The sequence below is a fragment of the Streptomyces sp. NPDC088706 genome (genome assembly GCF_044752765.1).
GTDB lineage: Bacteria > Actinomycetota > Actinomycetes > Streptomycetales > Streptomycetaceae > Streptomyces.
The window spans coordinates 64,610-90,023 of sequence record NZ_JBIVLW010000021.1; the positions used below are offsets into that span (position 1 = coordinate 64,610).

At 72.0% G+C, this 25,414-nt stretch carries 22 protein-coding genes; 5 read left to right on the forward strand and 17 right to left on the reverse strand.

What is annotated here, in order from left to right; translation table 11 throughout:
- The first annotated feature begins 265 nt into the window (after positions 1-265).
- A complete protein-coding gene (locus ACIQAK_RS30245; RefSeq protein ID WP_366392152.1) occupies positions 266-1,672 on the forward strand; it encodes a solute carrier family 23 protein in 1,407 nt (468 codons plus the stop codon).
- A 181-nt stretch (positions 1,673-1,853) separates the two neighbouring features.
- Positions 1,854-2,621, forward strand: a complete 768-nt coding sequence (locus tag ACIQAK_RS30250) for a DUF5995 family protein (RefSeq protein WP_366392151.1) — start codon at positions 1,854-1,856, stop codon at positions 2,619-2,621.
- A 27-nt stretch (positions 2,622-2,648) separates the two neighbouring features.
- Here the strand turns inward: ACIQAK_RS30250 and ACIQAK_RS30255 are convergent, their stop codons facing one another.
- Together ACIQAK_RS30255 and ACIQAK_RS30260 are read right to left on the reverse strand one after the other, a co-directional pair.
- Complete coding sequence (locus ACIQAK_RS30255) at positions 2,649-4,343, reverse strand: NAD(P)/FAD-dependent oxidoreductase (protein ID WP_366392150.1); 1,695 nt, start codon at positions 4,341-4,343, stop codon at positions 2,649-2,651.
- A gap of 59 nt (positions 4,344-4,402) precedes the next feature.
- The gene (locus ACIQAK_RS30260; RefSeq protein WP_366392149.1) at positions 4,403-5,200 is read right to left on the reverse strand and encodes a carbon-nitrogen hydrolase family protein; all 798 of its coding nucleotides are present in this window, start codon (positions 5,198-5,200) and stop codon (positions 4,403-4,405) included.
- A gap of 244 nt (positions 5,201-5,444) precedes the next feature.
- Between ACIQAK_RS30260 and ACIQAK_RS30265 the strand changes: the two genes are divergently transcribed.
- Complete coding sequence (locus ACIQAK_RS30265; RefSeq protein ID WP_366392148.1) at positions 5,445-5,828, forward strand: SRPBCC family protein; 384 nt, start codon at positions 5,445-5,447, stop codon at positions 5,826-5,828.
- A gap of 66 nt (positions 5,829-5,894) precedes the next feature.
- On the opposite strand, the gene ACIQAK_RS30270 is transcribed toward ACIQAK_RS30265, so the two are convergent.
- From ACIQAK_RS30270 to ACIQAK_RS30280, 3 genes are all read right to left on the reverse strand, one after another.
- Entirely contained in the window at positions 5,895-6,353 is a 459-nt protein-coding gene (locus tag ACIQAK_RS30270) for an Lrp/AsnC family transcriptional regulator (protein WP_366392147.1), read from the reverse strand.
- Positions 6,354-6,543: 190 nt separating this feature from the next.
- Positions 6,544-8,001, reverse strand: a complete 1,458-nt coding sequence (locus tag ACIQAK_RS30275) for an aldehyde dehydrogenase family protein (protein ID WP_366392146.1) — start codon at positions 7,999-8,001, stop codon at positions 6,544-6,546.
- A 159-nt stretch (positions 8,002-8,160) separates the two neighbouring features.
- Positions 8,161-9,627: a GuaB1 family IMP dehydrogenase-related protein gene (locus ACIQAK_RS30280; protein ID WP_366392145.1), complete on the reverse strand. Its 1,467-nt coding sequence runs from the start codon at positions 9,625-9,627 to the stop codon at positions 8,161-8,163.
- A 319-nt stretch (positions 9,628-9,946) separates the two neighbouring features.
- On the opposite strand from ACIQAK_RS30280, the gene ACIQAK_RS30285 reads away from it, so the two are divergent.
- A complete protein-coding gene (locus tag ACIQAK_RS30285) occupies positions 9,947-11,014 on the forward strand; it encodes a terpene cyclase (protein ID WP_366392144.1) in 1,068 nt (355 codons plus the stop codon).
- Positions 11,015-11,081: 67 nt separating this feature from the next.
- Here the strand turns inward: ACIQAK_RS30285 and ACIQAK_RS30290 are convergent, their stop codons facing one another.
- From ACIQAK_RS30290 to fmt, 4 genes are all read right to left on the reverse strand, one after another.
- Positions 11,082-12,077: a sugar-binding domain-containing protein gene (locus ACIQAK_RS30290; RefSeq protein WP_366392143.1), complete on the reverse strand. Its 996-nt coding sequence runs from the start codon at positions 12,075-12,077 to the stop codon at positions 11,082-11,084.
- A gap of 132 nt (positions 12,078-12,209) precedes the next feature.
- Positions 12,210-12,893 carry a ribulose-phosphate 3-epimerase gene (rpe, locus tag ACIQAK_RS30295; RefSeq protein WP_366392142.1) on the reverse strand — a complete coding sequence of 228 codons (684 nt, stop codon included), beginning with the start codon at positions 12,891-12,893 and terminating at the stop codon, positions 12,210-12,212.
- 148 nt (positions 12,894-13,041) lie between these two features.
- Positions 13,042-14,475 carry a transcription antitermination factor NusB gene (locus ACIQAK_RS30300; protein ID WP_366392141.1) on the reverse strand — a complete coding sequence of 478 codons (1,434 nt, stop codon included), beginning with the start codon at positions 14,473-14,475 and terminating at the stop codon, positions 13,042-13,044.
- 83 nt (positions 14,476-14,558) lie between these two features.
- Positions 14,559-15,491 carry a methionyl-tRNA formyltransferase gene (gene fmt, locus ACIQAK_RS30305; protein ID WP_366392140.1) on the reverse strand — a complete coding sequence of 311 codons (933 nt, stop codon included), beginning with the start codon at positions 15,489-15,491 and terminating at the stop codon, positions 14,559-14,561.
- A 528-nt stretch (positions 15,492-16,019) separates the two neighbouring features.
- Here fmt and ACIQAK_RS30310 point away from each other — a divergent pair.
- On the forward strand, positions 16,020-16,589 hold the full coding sequence (locus ACIQAK_RS30310) for a hypothetical protein (RefSeq protein ID WP_366392139.1): 570 nt from the start codon (positions 16,020-16,022) through the stop codon (positions 16,587-16,589).
- 106 nt (positions 16,590-16,695) lie between these two features.
- On the opposite strand, the gene ACIQAK_RS30315 is transcribed toward ACIQAK_RS30310, so the two are convergent.
- The 8 genes from ACIQAK_RS30315 to ACIQAK_RS30350 form a co-directional block, all read right to left on the reverse strand.
- Positions 16,696-18,864, reverse strand: a complete 2,169-nt coding sequence (locus tag ACIQAK_RS30315; RefSeq protein ID WP_366392138.1) for a primosomal protein N' — start codon at positions 18,862-18,864, stop codon at positions 16,696-16,698.
- 118 nt (positions 18,865-18,982) lie between these two features.
- A complete protein-coding gene (gene metK, locus ACIQAK_RS30320; RefSeq protein WP_366392137.1) occupies positions 18,983-20,191 on the reverse strand; it encodes a methionine adenosyltransferase in 1,209 nt (402 codons plus the stop codon).
- 186 nt (positions 20,192-20,377) lie between these two features.
- Positions 20,378-21,634 carry a bifunctional phosphopantothenoylcysteine decarboxylase/phosphopantothenate--cysteine ligase CoaBC gene (coaBC, locus tag ACIQAK_RS30325; protein WP_366392136.1) on the reverse strand — a complete coding sequence of 419 codons (1,257 nt, stop codon included), beginning with the start codon at positions 21,632-21,634 and terminating at the stop codon, positions 20,378-20,380.
- Positions 21,635-21,775: 141 nt separating this feature from the next.
- Positions 21,776-22,048 carry a DNA-directed RNA polymerase subunit omega gene (gene rpoZ, locus ACIQAK_RS30330; RefSeq protein WP_015607348.1) on the reverse strand — a complete coding sequence of 91 codons (273 nt, stop codon included), beginning with the start codon at positions 22,046-22,048 and terminating at the stop codon, positions 21,776-21,778.
- Between the two features lie 43 nt (positions 22,049-22,091).
- Entirely contained in the window at positions 22,092-22,685 is a 594-nt protein-coding gene (gmk, locus tag ACIQAK_RS30335) for a guanylate kinase (protein ID WP_366392135.1), read from the reverse strand.
- A 38-nt stretch (positions 22,686-22,723) separates the two neighbouring features.
- On the reverse strand, positions 22,724-23,047 hold the full coding sequence (locus ACIQAK_RS30340; protein WP_003970367.1) for an integration host factor: 324 nt from the start codon (positions 23,045-23,047) through the stop codon (positions 22,724-22,726).
- Positions 23,048-23,291: 244 nt separating this feature from the next.
- Positions 23,292-24,131, reverse strand: a complete 840-nt coding sequence (pyrF, locus tag ACIQAK_RS30345; protein WP_366392134.1) for an orotidine-5'-phosphate decarboxylase — start codon at positions 24,129-24,131, stop codon at positions 23,292-23,294.
- Positions 24,128-25,240 carry a quinone-dependent dihydroorotate dehydrogenase gene (locus tag ACIQAK_RS30350; protein WP_366392133.1) on the reverse strand — a complete coding sequence of 371 codons (1,113 nt, stop codon included), beginning with the start codon at positions 25,238-25,240 and terminating at the stop codon, positions 24,128-24,130. The genes pyrF and ACIQAK_RS30350 overlap by 4 nt, the downstream gene beginning before the upstream one ends.
- Between the last annotated feature and the right edge of the window lie 174 nt (positions 25,241-25,414).

Genomic DNA, 25,414 nt, shown 5'->3' on the forward strand with positions numbered 1-25,414 from the left:
GCGGGCGGGGTCGCGGGCGTGCGGCGACGCGGGGTGAGTGGGGCGTGGTACGGGGCGCGTCATAGGTGTGCCGACCTACGGGGCGGGTGCGGGCGCGGCAGCGACGCGGGGGTGCGTCGCGGGTGCCACGGCGACGCGGCGGCCGACCTCGGCGCGGCTGCCGTGCCGCCGCACCACTACCATGGCGCTGATCTTTCCGCAGGTGAACACCGAACACCGGGTCGCAGACCGGCCGGCACACCGAGCAGACCTTCAGGGAGCAACCATGAGCCTCGGCGTGCGCTGGACCTTGCACGGCGACGGGAAGACCCCCGCGCCCGGGGCGGTGGTCCGCCCCGACGAGCGGCTCTCCTGGCCCCGTACCTTCGGCCTAGGCGCACAGCACGTGGTGGCGATGTTCGGGGCGTCGTTCGTCGCTCCGGTGCTCATGGGGCTCGACCCGAACCTCGCCATCATGATGTCCGGGGTCGCCACCGCGATCTTCCTGCTGGCCACCAAGGGCCGGGTGCCCAGCTATCTGGGGTGCTCGCTCTCCTTCGTCGGGGTCGCGGCCACCATCCGGGCGGGCGGCGGTGACAGCGCGACCGTCACGGGCGCGGTGCTGGTGGTCGGCGCCGCACTGTTCCTGGTGGGTCTCGCGGTGCAGCGGTTCGGCGCGCGGATCATCCACGCGGCGATGCCACCGGTGGTGACCGGCGCGGTGGTGATGCTGATCGGCTTCAACCTGGCGCCGGTGACCGCGTCGACGTACTGGCCGCAGGACCAGTGGACCGCGCTGCTGGTGATGCTCTTCACCGGCCTGGCCGTGGTGTGCCTGCGCGGCTTCCTCTCCCGGATCGCGATCTTCCTCGGGCTGGTCTTCGGCTATCTGCTCTCCTGGGTGCTGGACCTGGCGTTCGGGAAGATCCACTCCCCGGCCGGCGGCGCGGAGGCCGTCGACCACTGGCGCCTGGACCTGTCGGGGGTGGGCGCGGCGGACTGGGTCGGCCTGCCGTCCTTCCACGCGCCGGCCTTCGAGTGGTCCGCGATCCTGGTGGCGCTGCCCGTGGTGATCGCGCTGGTCGCGGAGAACGCGGGCCATGTGAAGGCCGTCGGCGAGATGACCGGCGACTCGCTGGACGACAAGCTGGGCACCGCCATCGCGGCGGACGGCGCCGCGTCGATGCTCTCCACCGCCGTGGGCGGCCCGCCCAACACCACGTACTCCGAGAACATCGGCGTGATGGCCGCGACCCGGGTGTACTCGACGGCGGCCTACTGGGCGGCGGCCTGCTTCGCCCTGCTCTTCGGCCTCTGCCCCAAGTTCGGCGCGGTCGTCGCCGCGATCCCGGGTGGGGTGCTCGGCGGGATCACCGTGATCCTGTACGGGATGATCGGCCTGCTCGGCGCGCAGATCTGGCTCAACGGCCGGGTGGACCTGCGCAATCCGCTCAACCTGGTACCGGCCGCCGCGGGCATCGTCATCGGCGTCGGCGGGGTCAGCCTGAAGATCACCGACAACTTCGAGCTGGGCGGTATCGCGCTCGGCACCCTCGTCGTGATCACCGGCTACCACGTGCTGCGCGCCTTCGCCCCGGCGCACCTCAAGACCCAGGAACCGCTGCTGGACTCCGGCACGTCGGCGTACGACGAGGGGCCGGGGGACGAGAAGCCGGGACCCGGGAAGGTCTGAGCAGCAGGCCGGGCCGCCGGGCGGCCGGATCGAACGACGGCGTGCCCGGCGGGTGATGCGGCGTCGGGCGCGGATGCCTGGCACTCCTCGAACCACTTCTTCCGGCACCGTCGTTCGTCCGTTCCGATGAACATTCGGCCGGTCGGCGCCGTGTCGAGCCTGTGGCTGCCACGCTCCGCACATGGCGCAGATCGAACAGTTCCCGGAACCGGCCGGCCCCGGCACTCCCGTGGCGGGGATGGACACGGTGATCGAGCGGATGCGTGCGCTCCGCCGCACCTGGCCGACCGGGGACGGGATCGGGGTCTTCCACGAGATCCGGGTCGCGGTCGCGGAGACGGTGCGCGGCGCGGAAGCGGTGCCCGGCGCGGCAGCGGTGCCCGGTGCGGAAGCGGTGCCCGGTGCGGAAGCGGTGCGCGGGGGCTCCGGCGGCGGTCAGGGCGCCACCACTCTGGAGGTGCGGCTGGCGGAGCGCTACCTGTCCGCGCTCGACGAGGCGGAGGCGGGCGGGCGCCCGGCGGCGTGCCGGCGTCCGCTGTTCCAGTACCGGCGCCATCCCGGCGTACGCCCGGTGCAGTTCGCCCTCGGCGGTCTCCATGCGCACATCGCGCACGACCTCGCCCTGGCCGTCGTGGACACCTGCCGTACCCGCGACTGCGAACCGGCGGAGCTGGAAGGGGAGTTCGAGCGGGTGGGCGACCTCCTCGCGCTGCTGGAGGAGCGGATCCACGACGAGCTGATGCCGGGCCCCGATCTGCTCCGCATCGCCGATCCGCTGACCCATCTGGTGAGTTCCTGGAGCCTGGAGCGGGCCCGTGAGGCCGCCTGGTCGGCGGCGCAGGTGCTCTGGCGGCTGCGCGAACCGCCTTCACCGGCACAGGAGTTCCGGCGGCAGACCGACGCGGGCGCCGGGCTGGTGGTGCGCTTCCTGCTCACCCCGTGCCGCTGACGCCCGCGCAGGTGTCCCGGCGCCGGTTCAGTCCTCCGGGAGCTCCACCGGGGCGATCTCGTCGAAGACGTCGCCCGGGCCGGGGTTGGTCGGGTCGCTCGCCCCGCCGAACTGGTGCATGACGCCCCACACCGCGTTCAGCGCGGTCTGCACGGCACCCTCGGCCCAGCCGGCCGTCCAGGAGATGTCGTCGCCCGCGAGGAACAGGCCGCGCTTGTCGGCGGGCAGCCGGTCCTGCATGAAGTGGGTGAACAGCCGCCGCTGGTAGCGGTAGTGGCCGGGCAGGTTCGCCTTGAACGCGCCCATGAAGTAGGGCTCGTTCTCCCAGGAGACGGTCACCGGGTTGCCGATGATGTGGCTGCGGATGTCGACGTTCGGGTAGATCTCCCCGAGCGACTTGAGCATGACCTCCATCCGCTCCTTCGGGGACAGCGGCAGCCACTTCAGGCTGTCGTCGCACCACGTGTAGGAGAGGCAGATGACGGCGGGCTTGTCCGGCCCGTCGTCCAGGAGGTACGTCCCCCGGGTCATCCGGTCGGTGAGCGTCATCGACATGGTGTCGCGGCCGGTGGTCTCGTCCTTGTCCAGCCAGAACGGCCGGTCGACCGGCACGAACAGCTTGGACGACTCCATGTAGTGAGTGCGCTCCATCGCCGTCCAGTGGTCGATCGGGAAGAGCGCGTCATCGCAGTCGATCTTGGAGAGCAGCAGCCAGGACTGGCCGGTGAAGACGGCGGCCCGGAAGGTGCGGATGTCGCCGGTGGCGTCGGTGACCGTGATGCGGTTGCCCGCCGTACGGGTCAGCCGGGTCACGGCGCCTCGCGGCTCACCGCCGTGCAGGGAGGCCAGCGAGGTACCCAGCGGCCAGTGGACGATCTTCTGCGGCTCGCGGTCCCACAGGCGCAGCGGGAGCTGCTGGCTGCCACCGACGATGCCGCGGTGGTGGTCGTCGGCCTCGGTGTAGACGACCCGCAGGATCTCCAGGATGGAGTTGGGGAAGTCGGTGTCCCAGCCGCCGGTGCCAAAGCCGACCTGACCGAAGATCTCGCGGTGCCGGAAGGACTTGAAGGCGTCGGAGGCGCAGAGGAAGCCGTAGAAGGTCTGGTTGTCGAGCTGCTCGACGAGCTTGGCCCAGATCTCCCGGATGCGCGGTACGTCGCGCTCGCGCAGCGCCCGGTTCATGTCGGAGAAGTCGGCGCCCTCCTCCAGGCAGGCGCCCCAGGCGTCCGCCACATCGCGGTAGACCTGCGGCAGGTCGTCGATGGTCTCGGCGTAGTGCGACTCGCCCTTGAGGTCCACGACGGTCGAGGGCGTGGCCGGGGAGAGCGGGTTGGGGAAGGCCCGCGTCTCCAGACCGACCAGGTCGATGTAGTGCTGGAGCGCCGTGGAGGACGGCGGGAAGCGCATGGCGCCCATCTCGGCGGTGAGCGAGGGGTCGCAGCCGTCGAAGCCGACGGTCCGCAGCCGGCCGCCGATCTCGTCGGCCTCGTAGACGACGGGCTTGAGCCCCATCTTCATCAGCTCGTACGCGGCGATGAGGCCGGAGAGCCCGCCGCCGATGACGGCGACCTCCTGGCCGTGCTCGGTCGCCGGTATCTGCCCGAGGCCGGCCGGGTGGGCGAGGTAGTCGTCGTACGCGTACGGGAAGTCCGGCCCGAACATGGTGATCGGCGGGGCGGCCGCGTCGGTGTGCTGGACGGCGTTGGGCACCGTGGACGTCATGGGGTACGGACTCCTTGCGCGATGACGGGGAGAGGAAGTTCTGCGGGGAGGGGGCGGGCTCAGCCGAGGGAGCCGTACAGACCGGGTCGGCGGTCGTGCAGGTAGGGGTTGGCGGTGCGCGACGCGGCCAGGAACTCCGGGTCCACATCGCCGACGACGAGCTCCTCGCCGCGGCCGGCCCGAGTGCGCACGGTGCCGTCGGGGCCGGCCAGGCAGCTGAGCCCGACGAACTCGAACTCGCCTTCCGGGCCGGTGCGGTTGACGTACGCCACGTACATCTGGCTTTCGAAGGCCCGTACCGGGACGACCGATTCGGCGACGAACTGGAACGGGTGCATCTGCGCGGTGGGCACCAGCAGCAGGTCGGTGCCGGCGAGGGCGTGCGCCCGTACGTTCTCCGGGAACTCGACGTCGTAGCAGATCAGCAGGCCGATCCGGATGCCGTCCAGCTCCGCCTGGACGACGGGCCGGTCGCCGGGGGTGAACCACTCCTGCTCGAAGCAGCCGAAGAGGTGGGTCTTGCGGTAGTTCGCCAGCGGTGCGCCGTCGGGGCCGATCAGCTGGGACGCGTTGAAGATCCGCTCGCCGTCGCGCTCCGGGTAGCCGTACAGGACGGCGAGGCCGTGGCGTACGGCGATCTCGGCGACGGCCCGGGCGCCCGGGCCGTCGACGGGCTCGGCCAGCTCGGGGACGGCTTCGCCGATGGCGTACCCGGTCAGGAACAGCTCGGGGGCGACCAGCAGCCGGGCGCCGGTCCCGGCGGCCCGCGCGGCGGCCTCGTCCAGCGTCTTCAGGTTCTCGGCGACGGCACCGGGCCGTCCGGAACTCTGGAGCAGGGCGGTACGCAACGGCGGCATGGCTGACCTCGGACGGTGCGGGCGGGGTGGGGAGACATATCGAAGGTACGTGGCGCCTCTCACCCCGGACAAGGCGCGAGTGTTGCGCATCCACCGTCGATTCGTTGCGCGGGAAGAGCCTGTGGCGGCGAAACGTTGCGTAGGGAATCACCGCAGCTCAGCGGGGTGATGTGGGCCACTGCCCCGGGGGTTTCCGCCGACGTGTCGCAGGCGGATTCCGCCGTGCCGCGCGCATGATGGGCGGATGAGAAGCACGGTGCACGCCGTCGGCCCGGCAAGCGTGGAGACGGCCTGGGACCGGTACGTACGCACGGAAGCCTGGCCGACCTGGTCTCCGCAGATCAAGGCGGTCGAGTCCGAGGCCGAGCTGCGGGCCGGCATGCGCGGCCGGGTGGTGCCCGTGGTGGGGCCGAGCGTCGCCTTCGTCGTCGAGCACGTCGACCACCAAGCCCGCACCTGGCAGTGGCGGGTCCAGGTGGGCCCGGTGCGGATGCGCCTGTGGCACGCCGTCCGAGCACATTCTCCCTCGGGCTCCCGGACCGAGCTGCGCATCGACGGTCCCGCTCCGGTCGTCATCGGCTACGCGCCGCTGGCCCGCCGCGCGCTGCGCCGTCTGGTCGCCGCCTGAGGCGGCGTCCACGGCCGGCGCGGAAGCACCGGTCCCGGGCTCCGCGGGCCGACGTGCCGCGTCGCTCTAGGCGGGCGGCGCCTCCGCGGAGTACCGGCGCAGCAGCGGTGAGAGCACCAGGACGGACTTGGTGCGCTCGACGTACGGCTCCCCCGCGATCCGCTCCAACACCTGCTCGAAGTGGCGCATGTCGGCGGCGAAGACCTGGACCACCGCGTCCGCGTCGCCCGTGACGGTGGAGGCCGCGGCGATCTCCGGGTAGCGGGCGAGGCCCTGCTTGATCGCCTCCGGGGAGGTGTTGCGGCTGCAGTAGATCTCGATGAACCCCTCGGTCTCCCAGCCGAGCGCGGCCGGGTCGACGCGCACGGTGAAGCCGGTGATCGCGCCCTCGGCGCGGAGCCGGTCGACGCGGCGTTTCACGGCGGGGGCGGAGAGGCCGACGATCGCGCCGATGTCGGCGAAGGAGCGCCGGGCGTCTTCGGCGAGGGCGTGGACGATGCGTTCGTCGAGGTCGTTCAGGCGCACGTCGGGCGGTTCACTTCTCTGCGGTGGGGCGGCTGCGGGAGGCGGAGTGTGCCGCCTCCCGCAGTAGACCATGAGCCGCCGTCGCGGGCGTGCTCGGCGCAGGGAAGGTGACCGGGGTGACCCCGGTCGGAAGGTGACCTGGACCGGCCGGCAGGGGGAAGCCGGCAGGAGGAACGGGACCGGGGAGCGGTCAGAACGGGAACTGCGAGCGGCCGTGCTGGACGGAGATCCACTTCTGCGTGGTGAAGGCCTCCACCATCGACTCGCCGTTCAGCCGGCCGAGGCCCGAGCTCTTCTCGCCGCCGAAGGGGACGATCGGCTCGTCGTGGACGGTGCCGTCGTTGATGTGGATCATGCCGGTGTGGATGCGCTGCCCGACCCGCACCCCGCGCTCGATGTTGCCGGTGTGCACGGCGCCGCTGAGCCCGTACGGGGTGTCGTTGGCGATGCGGACGGCTTCGTCCTCGCCGTCGAAGGGGACGAGCAGGGCGACCGGGCCGAAGATCTCCTGCTGGAGGACCGGCGAGTCGGCGGGCAGGCCCGTCAGCACGGACGGGCTGACCAGGTTGCCGTCGGCGCGGCCGTGGAGCAGGGCGGTGGCGCCGGCCTCGACGGTCTGGTCGACGAGCCGGGAGATGGACTCGGCCTGCGAGGAGTTGATCAGGGGACCGATCTGGGTGGCGGGGTCGGCCGGGTCCCCGACGGTGAGGGAGGCGACCTTGGCGACGAACTTCTCGGTGAACTCCGCCTCGATCGCCCGGTCGACCAGGATCCGGTTGGCGGCCATGCAGACCTGGCCCTGGTGGACGTAGCGGCTGAAGACCGCGGCGTCGACCGCGTAGTCCACATCGGCGTCGTCCAGCACGATCAGGGCGCTGTTGCCGCCGAGTTCGAGGACGGCGCGCTTGAGGTTGGCGGCGCAGACGGTGGCGACGTGCCGGCCGACCTTGTCCGAGCCGGTGAAGGAGATGACCTGCGGTACGGGGTGCTCCAGCAGGGTGTCGCCGATCTCCGCGATGTCGGTGACGACGACGTTGAGCAGTCCGGCGGGCAGCCCGGCGTCCTCGAAGACCTTGGCCAGCAGGGTGCCGCCGCAGATCGGGGTGTTCTGGTGCGGCTTGAGGACGACCGCGTTGCCGAGCGCGAGGGCGGGGGCGACGGACTTGAGGGAGAGCAGGAAGGGGAAGTTGAAGGGGCTGATGACGCCGACGACCCCGACGGGCACCCGGTAGACGCGGTTCTCCTTGCCCTCGGTCGGCGAGGGGAGGATCTGGCCGGCCGGGCGCAGGGCGAGCTGGATGGCCTCACGCAGGAATTCCTTGGCCAGGTGGAGCTCGAAGCCGGCCTTCAGGTGGGTGCCGCCGAGCTCGGCGACGATGGCCTCGGCGATCTCCGGCTCGCGCTCCTCGACGATGCGCAGCGCCTTCTCCAGGACCGTGCGCCGGGCGTAGGGGTTGGTGTCGGCCCATGCCTGCTGGGCCCGCTCGGCGGCGCGGTAGGCCTGGTCGACCTCTTCGGCAGTGGCGACGGGGATCGAGGCGAGCTTCTCGCCGTCGAAGGGGTTGAAGTCGATGATGTCCCAGGACCCCTTCCCCGGCCTCCACTCGCCGTCGATGTACTGATGGGCCAGGTCAGTGAAGAAGGACATGAGATCCCTTACCGCAGAGAGGGAGGCAGCTGATAGCGCTTCATATTACTTATGTTCCAACAGAGTTGAAGCGGCATCCCGGCCACCTCGAAGGCCCGGTACGACACCGCCCCTCCCGGCGGTCACCGGAAGGGGCGGGGGCGTCAGGAGCCGGGAGGATCAACTCCAGCTGGCGTGCAGCGGCTTGCCCTCGGCGTATCCGGCGGCACTCTGGACGCCGACGACCGCCTTCTCTGCGAACTCCTCCAGGGAGGCCGCGCCGGCGTAGGTGCAGGAGGAGCGGACGCCCGCGATGATCGAGTCGATCAGGTCCTCGACGCCCGGGCGGGTCGGGTCGAGGAACATGCGCGAGGTGGAGATGCCCTCCTCGAAGAGCGCCTTGCGGGCCCGGTCGTACGCGGACTCGTCCGACGTGCGGTTCTTCACGGCACGCGCGGAGGCCATCCCGAAGGACTCCTTGTAGTAGCGGCCGTCGGCGGACTGCTGGAGGTCGCCGGGCGACTCGTACGTCCCCGCGAACCAGGAGCCGATCATCACGTTGGACGCCCCGGCGGCCAGCGCCATGGCCACATCGCGCGGGTGGCGGACGCCGCCGTCCGCCCAGACGTGCTTACCGTGCTTCTTCGCCTCGGCGGCGCACTCCAGGACGGCGGAGAACTGCGGCCGGCCGACGCCGGTCATCATCCGGGTGGTGCACATGGCACCGGGGCCGACGCCGACCTTGATGATGTCGGCTCCGGCCTCGATCAGGTCGCGCACGCCCTCGGCGGCGACGATGTTGCCCGCGACGATCGGGACCTGCGGGTCCAGGGCCCGTACGGCGCGGACCGCGCTGATCATGGATTCCTGGTGGCCGTGGGCGGTGTCCACGACGAGCGTGTCGACGCCGGCGTCCAGGAGCTGCTTGGCCTTGCCCGCCACATCGCCGTTGATGCCGACGGCGGCGGCGATGCGCAGCTTGCCCTGGGCGTCGGTGGCGGGGGTGTACAGGGTGGCGCGCAGGGCGGCCTTGCGGGTGAGGATGCCGACGAGCCGGCCGTCCTTGTCCACGGCGGGCGCGAGCTTGCGGTTGGCGCCGTCGAGCTTGTTGAACGCGTCGCGCGGGTCGATGTCCGCGTCCAGGACCACCAGGTCCTTGGACATGACCTCGGAGAGCTGGGTGAAGCGGTCGACGCCGGTCAGGTCGTGGTCGGTGACGACGCCGACCGGGCGGCGGTCCTCGTCCACGACGACACCCGCGCCGTGCGCCCGCTTGGGCAGCAGGGACAGGGCGTCGGCGACGGTCTGGCCGGGAGCCAGCTCGATCGGGGTGTCCAGGACGAGGTGGCGCGTCTTGACCCAGGTGATGACGTCGGTGACGACGTCGATCGGGATGTCCTGGGGGATGACGACGAGCCCGCCGCGGCGGGCGATGGTTTCGGCCATCCGGCGGCCCGCGATGGCGGTCATGTTGGCGACCACGAGCGGGATCGTCGTCCCCGTGCCGTCGGGCGAGGAGAGGTCCACGGCCTGGCGGGAGCCGACGGCGGAACGGCCCGGGACCATGAAGACGTCGTCGTAGGTGAGGTCGTACGGAACCACGGAGGAGTCTGTGTAGCGACCGGTGCCCGGCTCAAGAAAGCGCATAACACTCATTTTTTCATACGAAACGGTGCAGGTCGTTTCCACGAAGACACAGCAAAAGACCCCCGCGTTCGTCAGTTCCTCCAAAAGGCGCTTGGAGGCCTCCTAGGAGGCGGTCGGGGGGGCCCGGGCAAGTGGAACCTGCCTTACCCACGGACTCTACCCGAACGGGATTCGAATCATTCGTGATCACCATCCCTGGACCCGGTGACAAGGGGTCAGGTAGCTTCAAAGCCGCAGGTCTCGGGGGTGTCCGAGGTGCCGCTCCGGCACATCGGCGGCCCGGGCACACCGTTTGACCGGAGAGGATCCAGATCCGCCCGTGGACAGCGAACTGCCGGACATCTACTGCCCGTTCCCCGAGCGGACCAACCCGCACGTCGGGCACACCCGCGGTCACCTGGCCACCTGGATCAGACAGACGGGTCTGGTGCACCGCGAGTCCGCGATGAACCGCTTCGAACAAGCCGATTTCGGCGCGTTCGTCGGCATGGTCTACCCGACGGCCGACCCGGAACACCTCGATCTGGTGGCCGACTGGTTCGTCTGGCTGTTCCTCGTCGACGACCAGCTCGACGACGGCCATCTGGGCCGCTCCCCCGAGCTGGTACGCGCCGTGGTCGAACGGATGCGCGCCGTCGTGGACGGCACCGCTCCCGGGCCCCTGCCGGGTGAGGAACTGCCGGCCGCCGTGATCGCCCTGATGGACCTGTGGGAACGTACGACACCGGACGCGGCTCCGCACTGGCGGACCCGGTTCGCCTGGCATCTGGTCACCTACCTCACGACGGCCACCACCTGGGAGGCGGGCAACCGCGCGAACGACATGGTGCCCTCCGAAGAGACGTACATCGCCAAGCGGCGGCACACCGGGGCCATCCACGTCTGCATGGACCTCATAGAGATCGTCACCGGCATCGAGGCGCCGGAGTCGCTCCACAACGACCCCCGGTTCATCACCGCCCTGGAAGCCTCCTGCAACCACGTGTGCTGGGCCAACGACGTGTACTCCTTCGAGAAGGAGCAGGTACTCGGCGAGATCCACAACCTCGTCCATCTGGTCCGCCACCACCGGGGTCTCGGCGAGCAGCAGGCGCTGGACCATGTCGCGGAGCGGCTGGCGCTGGAGACGGAGCGGTTCCTGACCGCCGAGGACGAGCTGCTGGAGCTGTATCCGGAGCTGACCGGCCTACTGGTGCCCTACCTGGAGGGGATGCGCAGCTGGATGCGCGGGAACCTGGACTGGTCGCGCCGGACCCCGCGCTACAACCCGGCGGACGTCGGCCAGTACGAGGAGCCCGAGGAGTATCTGGAGGAGACCGTGCTGGGCATAGCGCCCGACCACGCGCAGGCGACGCCGTGCACGGCGGACGCCCCGCGGCAGGGCTGAGGCGTCACGGGAGCGGCCGGGCACCCCTGGGGGTGCCCGGCCGCCTCGTGTCAGCTTCCGCTCCGGGTCACTCCCCGTCCGGGTCGGCCCGCTCCAGCGCCGGGCGTACGCCGGCCGCCGACTCGGTGAGCAGGTAGTCGGCTGCGGCGGTGTCCGTCACCAGGCTGGTGACCAGGCCCGACCGCAGTACGGCCCCGATCGCGGCCGCCTTGCGCAGGCCGCCGGCGATCGCCACCACCTCGGGAATCCGGCGCAGCCGGTCCGCCTCCACGGTGATGCAACGCTCGCCCAGGTCGCGGCCGACTCTCCGGCCGTCGGAGTCGAAGAGATGCGCGGACATCTCGGCGGCGACACCGAGGGAGGCGTAGTGGGCGCGCTCCTCGTCGGAGAGCATGTCGTGGACGGTGGAGATGCCCGGCTCCCAGGAGCCGATCGACACCGCGGCGACCGTCACCTTGTCGAAGTACTCGAAGGCGCGGGCGATGCCCGTCTGCTCCCGCAGCGCGGCGGCCGTCGCGGGGTCGGGCAGCAGCATCGGGGCGTAGATGGGGTGGGCCTCGCCGCCGGAGACCTGGGCGGCACGGCGGACCGCCTCGACGGAACCGCGCTCGGCGGTGCCCGCGTCGTAGACGCCGGTCAGCTGGACGACCGTGCAGGGCGGCAGCCGGTCGAGCTCGGCCGCCATGTGGATCGTGGATCGGCCCCAGGCCAGGCCGAGGACATCGCCCTCGGCCACCAGCTCGCCGAGGAGGTCGGCCGCGACCTCGCCCAGGTTCTCGGGGTCGGGGGCGTCCTCCTGCTCCTCGGCGGGGGACTCGACGACGACCGCGTGGCGCAGCCCGTAGCGGGCCCGGAGCGCGTCCGAGCGTTCGGCGTCCAGCTCGGCCGGCACCCGGATCTCGATCCGTACGAGATCACGCTCCAGGGCCGTCTCCAGGACCCGGGCCACCTTGAAGCGGCTGACGCCGAACTCCTCGGCGATCTGGATCTTGGACTTGCCCTCCAGGTAGAACCGGCGGGCCATGGCCGCCGCCTGCACCAGCTCCGCGGGTCCCATCCGCATGGCTGACCGACCCGCCGAGATGCCAGACACCGCGATCTCCTCACTGCTGTTCACACGCCCGATTCGCCTTCATCCTGTCAGATCCGGCGATCCTTGATCGGCCCCGTCGGGCCGCGTTCATCTGCCCTTTGCTCAGTGGCCGCAAGCCCAGGGCGCGGCGGCCGTGACCGCCTCCGCCTGCGCCCGCAGACCCCGCACCGCGGCCGCCGGGTCCTTGGCCCCGTACACCGCCGAACCCGCGACGAAGACATCGGCGCCCGCCTCGGCGCACCGCTCGATCGTGGTGGCGGAGACCCCGCCGTCGACCTGGAGCCAGAGCTCGAGGCCGTGCTTGCTGATCAGTTCCCGGGTGCGACGGATCTTCGGCAGCATGATGTCCAGGAAGGCCTGGCCGCCGAATCCCGGCTCGACCGTCATGATCAGCAGCATGTCGAGCTCGGGGAGCAGGTCCTCGTACGGCTCGATGGGTGTCGCGGGCTTGAGCGCCATCGAGGCGCGCGCCCCCTTCGCCCGGATCTCCCGCGCGAGGCGCACCGGAGCCGCGGCGGCCTCCGCGTGGAAGGTGACCGAGCCCGCTCCGGCCTCCACATAACTCGGGGCCCAGCGGTCCGGGTCCTCGATCATGAGGTGGCAGTCCAGCGGGGTGTCCGTGGCCTTGCCCAGCGCCTCGACGATCGGCACGCCGAGGGTCAGATTGGGCACGAAGTGGTTGTCCATCACGTCGACATGGAGCCAGTCCGCGCCTTCGACGGCCTTCGCCTCCTCGGCGAGACGCGCGAAATCGGCGGACAGGATGCTGGGGTTGATCTGCGCCATGACCCAAGCCTGCCACGTTCCGCGCCGGTTCCCCGCCCCGGCGTTCGCCAAAGCCTCACCCGGCCATCACAGTTCGCACATTCCCGGCAATTTGCCTGCGCTTTACCGTTTTTTTGCTGTGTGGAGAGGTCCCGTGTCGGGGCGATATTCAGCCGGTCCTGCGCAGCAGAGCGAGATACATGGCGTCGGTCCCGTGCAGATGCGGCCACAGCTGGACGTCGGGCCCCTCCCCCAGCGCGGGCACCCCCGGCATCAGCGGGCGGGCGTCGACCCACTCGGCCTCCACCGGCTCGCCGCCGCGCCCCCTCAGTACGTCCTCGACGACCACCCGGGTCTCCGCGAGGTGCGGCGAGCAGGTCGCGTAGCCGACGATGCCCCCGACCCGTACGGCCTTCAACGCCTCGCGCAGCAGCCCGCGTTGGAGCGGGGCGAAGCTCTCCAGGTCCTCGGCACGACGCCGCCAGCGGGCCTCCGGGCGGCGGCGCAGCGCGCCCAGGCCCGAGCACGGCACGTCCATCAGGATGCGGTCGAAGGTGCCGGGCAGCCACGGCGGGCGGGTGCCGTCGGCGGTGACCACCTGGTACGGACCCGGGTGGCCGGCGAGCGCCCGCTCCACCAGCCGGGCGCGGTGCGGCTGCTTCTCGGCGGCGAGCAGGGTCGCGCCCCGGTCGGCGGCGAGGGCGGCCAGCAGGGCGGCCTTTCCGCCGGGGCCCGCGCAGCCGTCCAGCCAGCGGGTGTCGCGGCCCTCCACGGAGGCGGCGGCGAGGGCGGCGGCCACCAGCTGGCTGCCCTCGTCCTGGACCCCCGCCCGGCCCTCCTGGACCGCCGTGAGCGCGCCGGGCTCGCCGCCCTCGGCCATCCGGACGGCGTACGGGGACCAGCGGCCCGGCAGCGAGTTCTCGTCACCGAGCGCCTTGACCAGCTCGTCGGTGGTGGAGCGGCCGGGGCGGGCCACCAGGGTCACCTCGGGCCGCTCGTTGTCGGCCTCCAGCAGGTCCTCGATCCCGGCCCGGCCGCCGCCCAGCGCGTCCCACAGCGCCGAGACGATCCAGCGGGGGTGCGAGTGGACGATGGAGAGGTGGTCCTCGGCGTCCTCCTCGTACGCGGGCGCGACCTTCTCCACCCAGCCGTCCAGGTCGTGCGCGGTGACCTTGCGCAGCACCGCGTTGACGAACTTCGCCCGCCCCTCGCCCAGCACCACCCGGGCCAGCTCCACGCTGGCGGAGACGGCCGCGTGGGTGGGGATGCGGGTGCCCAGCAGCTGGTGGACGCCCATGTTGAGGACGTCCAGGACCGGCGGGTCGACCTCGCGGAGCGGCCGGTCGATGCAGGCCGCGACGATCGCGTCGTACGTGCCCTGCCGGCGCAGCGTCCCGTAGACCAGCTCGGTCGCCAGCGCCGCGTCCCGGCCGTCGAAGTCACCCTTGGCGCGGGCCTTCTTCAGCAGCGGGGGCAGTACGAGGTTGGCATAGGCGTCCCGCTCGTCGACGGCCCGCAGCGCCTCGAAGGCGAGGAACCGGACGGGGTCCTTCTGCGGGCGGCGGTGGGGCTTGGCGGGACGGCGACGCGGCTGGTCGTTCACGTGAAAGGTGCTCCGCTGATGGTGAGGGGACGAACCCTCCCAGCGTACGTCGCCGCCCCCGGGCGCCCCGAACGGGCGGGTTCTCAGAGGCCCAGCAGCTCGCCGTGGACGATCCGGACGCCGCGCGCCCAGTCTGCGGCCTTCATCGGCTTCTTGCCCTGCGGCTGGACCCAGAGCAGCTCGACGGCGTGCGAGCCGGTGCCCACGTACACGTTGTTCTTCGCCGCCGACAGCTCGCCGGGCGCCAGGTCGGTACGGTCCAGGACGGGCGTCGCCTGGATGAGCTTGAGCCGCTCGCCCCGGAACAGGGTCCAGGCCCCGGGCGCGGGGGTGCAGCCGCGCACCACCCGGTCGACGCGCAGGGCGGGGGCCGACCAGGTCACCTGGGCGTCCTCCACGGTGATCTTCGGGGCCAGGGTGACGCCGTCGGGGGGCTGCGGCACCGCGTGCAGGGTGCCGTCCTCGATGCCGTCCATGGTGGCCGAGAGCAGCCCGGCGCCGGCGAAGGCGAGCCGGGTGAGCAGGTCGCCGCTGGTGTCGGTGGGGCGGATCTCCTCGGTGAGGACCCCGTAGACCGGGCCGGAGTCCAGCCCCTGCTCGATCAGGAAGGTCGAGGCGCCGGTCACCTCGTCCCCGGCCATCACGGAGTGCTGCACGGGCGCCGCGCCCCGCCAGGCGGGCAGCAGCGAGAAGTGCAGGTTGACCCAGCCGCGGGCGGGCACGTCCAGCGCCACCTTGGGCAGCAGGGCGCCGTAGGCGACGACCGGGCAGCAGTCCGGGGCGATCTCCCGCAGCCGGGCGAGGAACGCCTCCTCCCGGGGCTTCGCCGGCTTGAGGACCTCGATCCCGGCCTCCGCCGCCCGCTCGGCCACCGGGCTGGCCACCAGCCGGCGGCCGCGCCCGGCGGGGGCGTCGGGACGGGTCACGACGGCGGCCACCTCGTGGCGGCCGGAGGCGATCAGGGCGTCCAGGGCGGGGACGGCGACCTCGGGGGTGCCGGCGAAGACGAGCTTCATGGGTGGCTGACTGCCTCTCGGGCTTCTCGGACTCCTGGGCCTCTCGGGCCCAGGACGTACGGTGACGAGCAGCACACCAGTCTAGGGGGTGGCCTCCGGAGCGCATGATGGGCTCAACCGCTGCCGCCTGCCCCGTGATCAGGGGGCGCACCCGCCCGGTTATCGGAGGGTCACCCACTCGCACCCGCCCGGTTATCGGGGGGTCACCCGCTTGCGCCCGCCCGGTTACCCGGGAGGGGTCACCCGCTCGCACCCGCCCGGTCATCGGGGGGCCACCCGCTCGCACCCGCCCAGTTATCGGGGGGGGGGCACCCCCTTGCGCCCGCCCGGTTATCGAGGGGGCTCACCCGCTTGCGCCCGCCCGGTGATCGGGGGGCGCACGCGCGCCGCGCACGCCCCGTGCATATGCACATACGCCCCGATAGCGTGACCACATACCCGGCTCGTGCGTTGGTCAAAGGAGATTGACCGAAGCGGGCCGCCCCATGCGGCCCGATCCCTTTCAACGCCGGTTCGAGAGGCTTCTTCATGGCCGACCACGCAACCCACGACGCCCAAGCGCGGGCCAGTCTGCACCTTCTGGTGCGGGACATCGAGCGGGTCCGGCGGCAGGTGGACGCGCTGCGCACACTCACCGCCCAGCTGGGCAACGTCTACCGCCCGCGCCGCTCCGGCCCCTCCGCGGGCTTCGTCGTCTACGGCAGGGCCCCGGCCCCCACCGTCCGCCTCGCCCAGGAGCTGCGGGACAGCGTCGAGACCCTGGTCACCGCGGCGGTGGACTTCGACCGCTCACTCGGCTTCTCCTGGGACGCGGTGGGCTCGGCCCTGGGGGTCACCAAGCAGGCGGTGCACCGGCGTTACGGAGCGCGCCGGGCCACCGCGCAGTCCTCGGCCACCGAGGCGAGCACCGAGAGCGCGGCGAGGCCCCGCCCGGTCTCCGTGGGTCCCGGCCTGCCGGCGTCGTCCTCCGGCGGCTCCATCTCCCCGGTGCCTTCGGTGCCCGCGGCCCGCTCGATGCCGCCGCAGCCGTCGGTGAACCAGCAGCAGGCCCGCGAGGAAGTGCGCCCGGGAGCCTTCCCGGGCCCGCGCAACGGCTGACCGTACGCACGCCCCCTGACCCGCCATGGGCAGCCCCGCGCCTGGACGCCGGGGCAAGCCACCGGAGCGGCGGTCTCCCCGGCCCGCCGCCCCACTCGCAGGGGTCTCACCCGATGTCCGGCGGATCGATCCTGATCCGCACCTGCTCTCCTCCCCCACCCTTGGCCGTGCGCGCCGCCTGTGCCGCTTTGAGGGCGCCCGCGAGCGCCGCCCCACGGCCGGGCACCACCCGGATCAGGACCCGCTCCCAGCTCTCGCCGGGCGGTATGTCCGACGGTCTGCGCGGGCGCCCCGGCTCCGCCGCCCGGACCGGCACCGGGCCCAGGATCTCGGCCTCCGGCGGCAGCCCGGTCGCCGCGAGGAAGGACGCCAGGGCCTCGGCGGGACCGGTCACCGACGCCATCCGGGAGACCGGCGGGAAGCGCAGCTCGGCCCGGTCCGCCAGCTCACGCCGGGCGAAGCCCGCCGGGTCCCAGCGGACCAGGGCCTGCACCGGGCGCAGGGTGGGCTCGGCGACGATCACCACCGTGCCGCCCTCGTCCTGCCCCCGCACCAGGGCCCCCGCCGTCGTCCACCGGCGCAGCGCCTCCTCCCCCGCCCGCAGGTCGGGCCTGCCGAGCATGGCCCAGCCGTCCAGGAGCAGCGCCGCCGCGTACCCGCCCTCGGCGACGGGCTCGGCACCGGGCGTGGAGACGACCAGCGCGGGGGTGGCGGGCACCGCGTCCAGGATGTGGTCGCGCCCCGAGGTGCGGACGGGCACGGCGGGGAAGGCCCGGCCCAGCTCCTCGGCGGTGCGGCGGGCGCCGACGATCTGGGCGCGCAACCGGTGGGAGCCGCACGCCGCGCAGTGCCAGGCGCGCTCGGCCTGCCCGCACCAGGCGCAGTTCAGCTCCTGTTGGTCCGGCGCCTCCAGGGGGCCGGCGCAGTGCCGGCAGCGGGCCGGGGTGCGGCAGCGCTCGCAGGCGAGACGGGGGGCGTAACCGCGGCGGGGCACCTGGACCAGCACCGGGCCGCTGCGCAGACCCTCGCGCACGGTCTGCCAGGCGAGGCTGGGCAGCCGGGCCGAGCGGGCGGCACCGTCGCGGGCCAGCTCCCCGTCGCCGACCGTACGGATGAGGGGCGCGGCCCGCCGCAGCTGCTCCCGGTCCGCGAGGAGGGGCAGCGCCCAGCCGCTCTCCACGAGCTGGGCGGCCTCGACCGTGCAGCTCGTTCCGCCGAGCAGGAAGGCGCACCGGCCCTGGGCGGCCCGCAGCTCCAGCACCTCGCGGACATGCGGGAAGGGGGCGTTGGTGTCGCTGTGGCTGGAGTCGCCGTCGTCCCAGACGGCGACCAGCCCGAGGTCCTTGACGGGGGCGAACATGGCGGCGCGGGTCCCGACGACCGCCCGCACCGAGCCCCGGCGCACCGCCAGCCACTGCCGGTAGCGCTTCTCGGGACCGGAGTCGGCGGTGAGCAGGGCGTGCCGGCCCGCACCGAGCACCTCGGTCAGGGCGGCGTCGATCCGTCCGGCCACCCTCCCGTCCGGGACGACGACGAGCGCGCCGCGCCCCGAGGAGAGCGTCGCCGCGACGGCGCGGGCGATCTCGGCGGGCCAGTGCGGTCCGGGCAGGGCCGTCCAGACCGCCCGGGGCGCACCGCCCTCGGCCAGGGCGCGGAGGAAGGCGGGGCCCTGCCCGTACCGCTCCCAGGTGCCCGGCTCCGGGGGTGGGGGCGGCTCCAGCGGCTCCGGGGAGGGCTTGGACTCGGCGCGGCCGTTGCGGGGCGGGACGGCGAGCTGGAGGACGTCGGCGAGGCTGCCCGCGTACCGGTCGGCCACGGCGCGGGAGAGGGCGAGCAGCTCGGGCCCGAGGACCGGCTCCGGGGAGACCACATAGGCAAGGGCGGCCAGCGCACCCTGGTAGTCGGACTCGGCGCGGCGCTCGATGAGGAACCCGTCGATCAGACCGCCCCCCTCGCGCCGCCCGCCCTGGACATTGTGCCGCCCGGCGCCGAATCGGACCCGAACCCGCACGCCGGGCCGGGCGTCGGCGTCCAGCTCCTCGGGGACCGCGTAGTCGAAGTACTGGTCGAGGTGGAGGGCCCCCTTGTTCACCAGCACCCGGGCCACGGGCAGCTCCTTGGCCAGGGCGGCGCCGCGCCAGGTGCGCGGCTTGGCGCGCGGCACCTTCGCCTGGCGCACGGTCTCCCGGATCAGCGCAAGCTGCTCCGGCGCCCCGGCCCCGGGCTCGGCCGCCCCGGCTCCCGGATCGGCGGACTGCTCGTTCTCGCTGCTCACAGCCAAATTCCTACCAGACGGCACTGACAGCGTCGGCCCCGCACACAGCAGCACAGCAGCGGGACCCGGCCACCGCGTTCGGTGTCCGGGCCCCGCTGTCATGAGCCGTGCGGTGCCGCTAGAGCCCCGCGGCCGCGCGGAGGGCGTCCACGCGGTCGGTGCGCTCCCAGGTGAAGTCGGGGAGCTCGCGGCCGAAGTGCCCGTACGCGGCGGTCTGGGCGTAGATCGGGCGCAGCAGGTCGAGGTCGCGGATGATCGCGGCCGGGCGCAGGTCGAAGACCTCACCGATCGCGTTCTCGATCTTCTCCGGGTCGACGGCCGCGGTGCCGAAGGTCTCGACGAAGAGGCCGACCGGCTCGGCCTTGCCGATCGCGTAGGCGACCTGAACCTCGCAGCGGGTGGCGAGCCCGGCGGCCACCACGTTCTTGGCGACCCACCGCATCGCGTACGCCGCCGAACGGTCCACCTTGGAGGGGTCCTTGCCCGAGAAGGCACCCCCACCGTGACGGGCCATACCACCGTAGGTGTCGATGATGATCTTGCGGCCGGTCAGGCCGGCATCCCCCATCGGACCGCCGATCTCGAAGCGGCCGGTCGGGTTCACCAGCAGCCGGTAACCCTCGGTGTCCAGCTTGATGCCGTCCTCGACGAGCTGCCCGAGCACATGCTCCACGACGAACTCACGGATGTCGGGCGCGAGCAGCGAGTCCAGATCGATGTCACTGGCGTGCTGCGAGGAGACGACCACGGTGTCCAGACGGACCGCCTTGTCACCGTCGTACTCGATGGTCACCTGCGTCTTGCCGTCCGGGCGGAGATAGGGGATCGTCCCGTTCTTCCGCACCTCCGACAGACGCCGCGAGAGGCGGTGCGCGATGTGGACCGGGAGCGGCATCAGCTCCGGGGTCTCGTCACAGGCGTACCCGAACATCAGGCCCTGGTCGCCTGCGCCCTGCTGGTCCAGCTCGTCCTCATCGCCCTCGACCCGCTGCTCGTACGCGGTGTCGACACCCTGCGCGATGTCCGGCGACTGCGCGCCGATCGAGACCGAGACGCCACAGGAAGCACCGTCGAAGCCCTTCTTCGAGGAGTCGTAACCGATCTCCAGCACCTTGTTGCGCACGAGGGTGGGAATGTCGGCGTAGGCCTTGGTCGTGACCTCGCCCGCGACATGCACCAGACCGGTGGTGATCAAGGTCTCCACGGCGACACGCGAGGCGGGGTCCTCACGCAGCAGCGCGTCGAGAATCGTGTCGCTGATCTGGTCAGCGATCTTGTCGGGGTGACCCTCGGTGACAGATTCCGAAGTGAACAGACGGCGGGACACATCGCTCCCTGGGGTTGCAGCGGCTGCTGGCTGATCATGGGTGGTACGGCCGAGAGCTGCGCTCGGCACGTGCCGTCGACCAGTTTATCGGTCGTGTCCGGCGGCCGGGGCACGCGTCTCGCCCTTTGGAGCGCGACAGCCGGTGACGCGGCGGACATCTGAAGGATAATCCACCCTTCCGGGCGGTCATTCTGCCCGGTTATGAACCGTTCTGGCTCGGCCGGGGGTTGATTGTGACATCTCGGGAAACCGTCCCGAAACCAGATCCCAGACCGTGTCGGCAAGCGTTTCCTTGGGTCCGTACGGCACCGGGGTCTCCGTTCCGTCCGCGGCGAGGACGACCGCCTCGTTCTCCTCGGAGCCGAAGGTCCTGCGCTCCCCCACCTCGTTGACCACGAGCAGATCGCAGCCCTTGCGGCGGAGTTTGGCCCGGCCGTTGGCGAGGACGTCGTCGGTCTCGGCGGCGAAACCCACCACGAGCTGCCCCGGCCGGGCCCGCTCGGCGGCGACCTCAGCGAGGATGTCGGGGTTGCGGACCAGGGAGACGACGGGCGCCTCCTCGCCGTCCTTCTTCTTGATCTTGCCCGGGGCGTACGCGGCGGGCCGGAAGTCGGCCACCGCCGCCGCCATCACCACGACGTCCGCTTCGGCGGCGGCCTTGAGGACGGCCTCGCGCAGCTGGACCGCCGTACCGACCCGTACGACGTCGGCCCCGGCCGGGTCGGGCAGCTGGGTGTTGGCCTCGATCAGGGTGACGCGGGCGCCTCGGGCCACCGCGGTGCGCGCCAGCGCGTACCCCTGCTTGCCGGAGGACCGGTTGCCGAGATAGCGCACCGGGTCCAGGGGCTCGCGGGTGCCGCCCGCGCTGATCACCACGTGGCGGCCGGCGAGGTCGGGCTCGGTGACGCCGCGCGCCAGCACCCGGCGGCAGACCTCGAAGATCTCGCCCGGGTCGGGCAGCCGGCCCTTGCCGGTGTCGACGCCGGTGAGCCGCCCCACCGCGGGCTCGATGACGACGGCGCCCCGGCGGCGCAGGGTCGCCACGTTGTCCTGGGTGGCCGGGTGCTCCCACATCTCGGTGTGCATGGCGGGGGCGAAGACCACCGGACAGCGGGCGGTCAGCAGCGTGTTGGTGAGCAGGTCGTCGGCGAGCCCGTGGGCGGCCTTGGCCAGCATGTCCGCGGTGGCCGGAGCGACGACGACGAGGTCGGCGCCCTGCCCGATGCGCACGTGCGGGACCTCGTGCACGGCGTCCCAGACCTGCTCGGAGACGGGGTGGCCGGAGAGCGCCGACCAGGTGGCCGCGCCGACGAAGTGCAGCGACGAGGCGGTCGGGACGACCCGTACATCGTGCCCGGACTCGGTCAGCCTGCGCAGCAGCTCGCACGCCTTGTAGGCGGCGATGCCCCCGCTGACCCCCAGGACGACCTTCGGCTTGTCCACTGCGTCTCCCCGCACTCGGCAACGTAAAGAACGTGACTCCATGCTGCCTCACCGCGCGGAGCCGGTTCACCCGGCCCCGGGCACACCGCAGGCCCGGCGGACGGGCCGCCGGGCCTGAGGGGAAACGAGGTGGTGTCCTGCTTACTGAGCGGGGCCCTCGATGGGCTCGGAGGTCAGCAGGCCCGCGTTGATCTCGCGGAGCGCGATCGACAGCGGCTTCTCGTGCACATGGGTGTCGACGAGCGGACCGACGTACTCGAGGAGGCCTTCGCCGAGCTGCGAGTAGTACGCGTTGATCTGACGCGCGCGCTTGGCGGCGTAGATGACCAGGCTGTACTTCGAGTCGGTGGCCTCGAGGAGCTCATCAATCGGCGGGTTGATGATGCCCTCGGGCGTGGTGATGGAAGAGGACACTCTCTGCCTTCCGAAGGGGGTAAAGATCAAAGATCAAAGAGATCTAAGCCTGAAGCATCAACGTTAGCAGCTCACGGGCCACGTCCTCGACGGAGGTGTTGACGAGCGTCGTATCGAACTCCGCCTCGGCGGCCAGCTCGACCTTCGCGGCGGTGAGCCTGCGCTCGATGACCTCGGGCGCCTCGGTGCCCCGGCCGGTGAGCCGGCGCACCAGCTCCTCCCAGCTCGGCGGGGCCAGGAAGACCAGGCGCGCGTCGTCCATCGACTGGCGGACCAGCCGGGCGCCCTGGAGATCGATCTCCAGCAGGACGGGCTCGCCCGCCTCCAGGCGGTCGAGCACGGCGCGGCGCGGGGTGCCGTAGCGGTTGCCCGCGAACTCGGCCCACTCCAGCAACTCACCGTTGGCGACGAGCTTGTCGAACTCCTCGTCGTCCACGAAGAAGTAGTGGACGCCGTTGCGCTCCCCGGGGCGGGGCTTGCGGGTCGTCGCCGACACGGAGAGCCAGACCTCGGGGTGCACGGTGCGCATATGAGCGACGACCGTGCTCTTGCCGACCCCTGAGGGGCCGGAGAGCACGGTCAGCCGCGGACGTACGTCCGGGGGTACGGGGGACGTCCCCCGGGATGTTGCAGCCATGGAGCGATTATCCAGGTTCTCAGCAGTGCCTGAGAACGTCAGGCGGGGCTGCCGCCGAACTCACGCTCCAGGGATGCGATCTGGTTGGAGCCGAGCCCCCGGACCCGGCGGCTTTCGGAGATGCCGAGACGCTCCATGATCTGCTTGGCACGGACCTTGCCGACGCCCGGCAGGGACTCCAGGAGGGCGGAGACCTTCATCTTTCCGATGACGTCGTTCTCCTGGCCCTGCTTGATGACCTCGTGGAGGGAGGCGCCGGAGTGCTTGAGTCGATTCTTGACCTCGGCCCGCTCCCGGCGAGCCGCGGCGGCCTTTTCGAGCGCGGCTGCGCGCTGTTCAGGGGTAAGGGGCGGAAGAGCCACGCCTACGTCACCTCGGATGTCGATCTGTCGGATACGGACCGGTGGGGAAGCTGGACGCCCTCCACCAGGTGAGCGACGAACACACTGTGCTCGGCTGCTCTCGACGGAGACTAGCGGCCAAGGCCGCTGTAGTCAGCGAGAACAGACGAAAAGTCCTGGTCAGCCTTGGCCGACCAGGACATTTACCGCATAACCACCGGGTTTCCGGTCAGGATTTCGTCAACGGCCCATAAACATGCCAGGGTCAACTGCCGGATACGGCGCTGCGGACCTCGTCCGCGAACCGTTCGGCCGTCGCACGCAGCCCTGACGCGTCCGGACCGTGGCGCAGCACGCCCCGGCTCACGCTGGGCACGACGTTGCCGACCGCGTCGCCGAAGACCGCCGGAAGATCCGCCGGGGTCGCTCCCTGGGCGCCGATGCCGGGTGCGAGGAGCGGTCCGTTGATCGCCAGGTCCACCCCCGCGTCGCCGAGCGTCGCGCCGACCACCGCGCCGACCGAGCCGAGCGGAGCCGCCCCCTCGTTCTCGGCGGCCATGTGGTCGAGCATCAGCTGGGCCAGCGAGCGCCCGTCGGCGGCGGTGGCGCGCTGGACCTCGGCGCCCTCCGGGTTGGAGGTGAGGGCGAGGACGAAGACGCCCGCCCCGGAGACGGCGGCCGCGTCCAGCGCCGGGCGCAGCGAGCCGAACCCGAGGTACGGGGAGACCGTGACCGCGTCGGAGAAGAGCGGGGAGTCCTTGTCGAGATAGGTCGCCGCGTAGGCCCCCATGGTGGAGCCGATGTCGCCGCGCTTGGCGTCCATCAGGACCAGCGCCCCGGCGGCGCGTGCCTCTTCGACGGCCTTCTCCAGGACGGCGATGCCACGCGAGCCGAACCGTTCGAAGAACGCCGACTGCGGCTTGAGGACGGCGACCCGGTCGGCCAGCGCCTCCACGACGGTCCGGGTGAAGCGCTCAAGGCCCGCGATGTCGTCGTCGAGCCCCCAGGAGGTGAGCAGGGAGGCGTGCGGGTCGATGCCGACGCAGAGCGGCCCGCGGGTGTCCATGGCGTGACGCAGCCGTGCGCCGAAGGGTTCGAGGGTCACAGGGCGGCCTTCTTCCGGGTCTCGGCACCGACGGCCTCGGCGAGGGTGGCGTACGGGGATGCGGCCAGCCGGGCGGCGAGGCCCTTGTGGATCGCGCGTGCGTAGAAAGGGCCCTCGTAGATGAAGGCGCTGTAACCCTGTACGAGGGTGGCACCGGCCAGGATGCGCTGCCAGGCGTCCTCGGCGCTCTCGACGCCCCCGACGCCCACCAGGGTGATCCGGGTCCCTACACGGGCGTACAGACGGCTCAGGACCGCCAGGGAGCGCTCCTTGAGGGGTGCCCCCGAGAGCCCGCCGGTCTCGGCGGTCAGAGCGGGGTCCGACCGCAGGCCGAGACCTTCGCGGGCGATGGTGGTGTTGGTGGCGATGATCCCGTCGAGTCCCAGCTCCACGGCGAGGTCGGCGACCGCGTCCACGTCCTCGTCCGCGAGGTCCGGGGCGATCTTGACGAGCAGCGGTACGCGACGGGCGGTGACGGTACGGTCGGCGGCCTCCCGGACGGCGGTCAGCAGCGGGCGCAGCGACTCGGTGGCCTGGAGGTTGCGAAGTCCGGGGGTGTTGGGCGAGGAGACGTTGACGACCAGGTAGTCCGCGTGGGCGGCGAGGGCCTCGGTGGACTTCACGTAGTCGGCGGCGGCCTCGGCCTCCGGCACGACCTTGGTCTTGCCGATGTTGACGCCGACCGTGGTGCGGAAGACCGGGCGACGAGCGGCGAGACGGGCGGCGACGGCGGCGGAGCCCTCGTTGTTGAAGCCCATGCGGTTGATCAGTGCGCGGTCCGCGACGAGGCGGAAGAGGCGCTGCTTGGGGTTGCCGGGCTGCGGTTCCCCGGTGACGGTGCCGATCTCGATGTGGTCGAAGCCGAGCATCGCCATGCCGTCGATCGCGACCGCGTTCTTGTCGAAGCCGGCGGCCAGCCCGAAGGGGCCGTGCATCCGCAGGCCGAGCGCCTCGGTGCGCAGCTCCTGGTAGCGGGGTGCGAGAGCGGCGGCGACGAAGGTGCGCAGAACGGGGATGCGGGCGGCGAGACGGATCCAGCGGAAGGCGGTGTAGTGGGCCTGCTCGGGGTCCATCCGCTTGAAGACCAGCCGGAAGAAGAACTTGTACATGGGGAGATGTCCTCACAGAGAGGGGGACACCGTTTCCGGTGTCCCCCTGCTGGGCTGCTAGTCGCGGGCCGCTGTCAGATGCTCGGCGTGTTCCTGGAGGGAGCGGACGCCGACGTCGCCGCTGTTGAGGGCGTCGATGCCCTGGACGGCTGCGGCGAGTGCCTGGACGGTGGT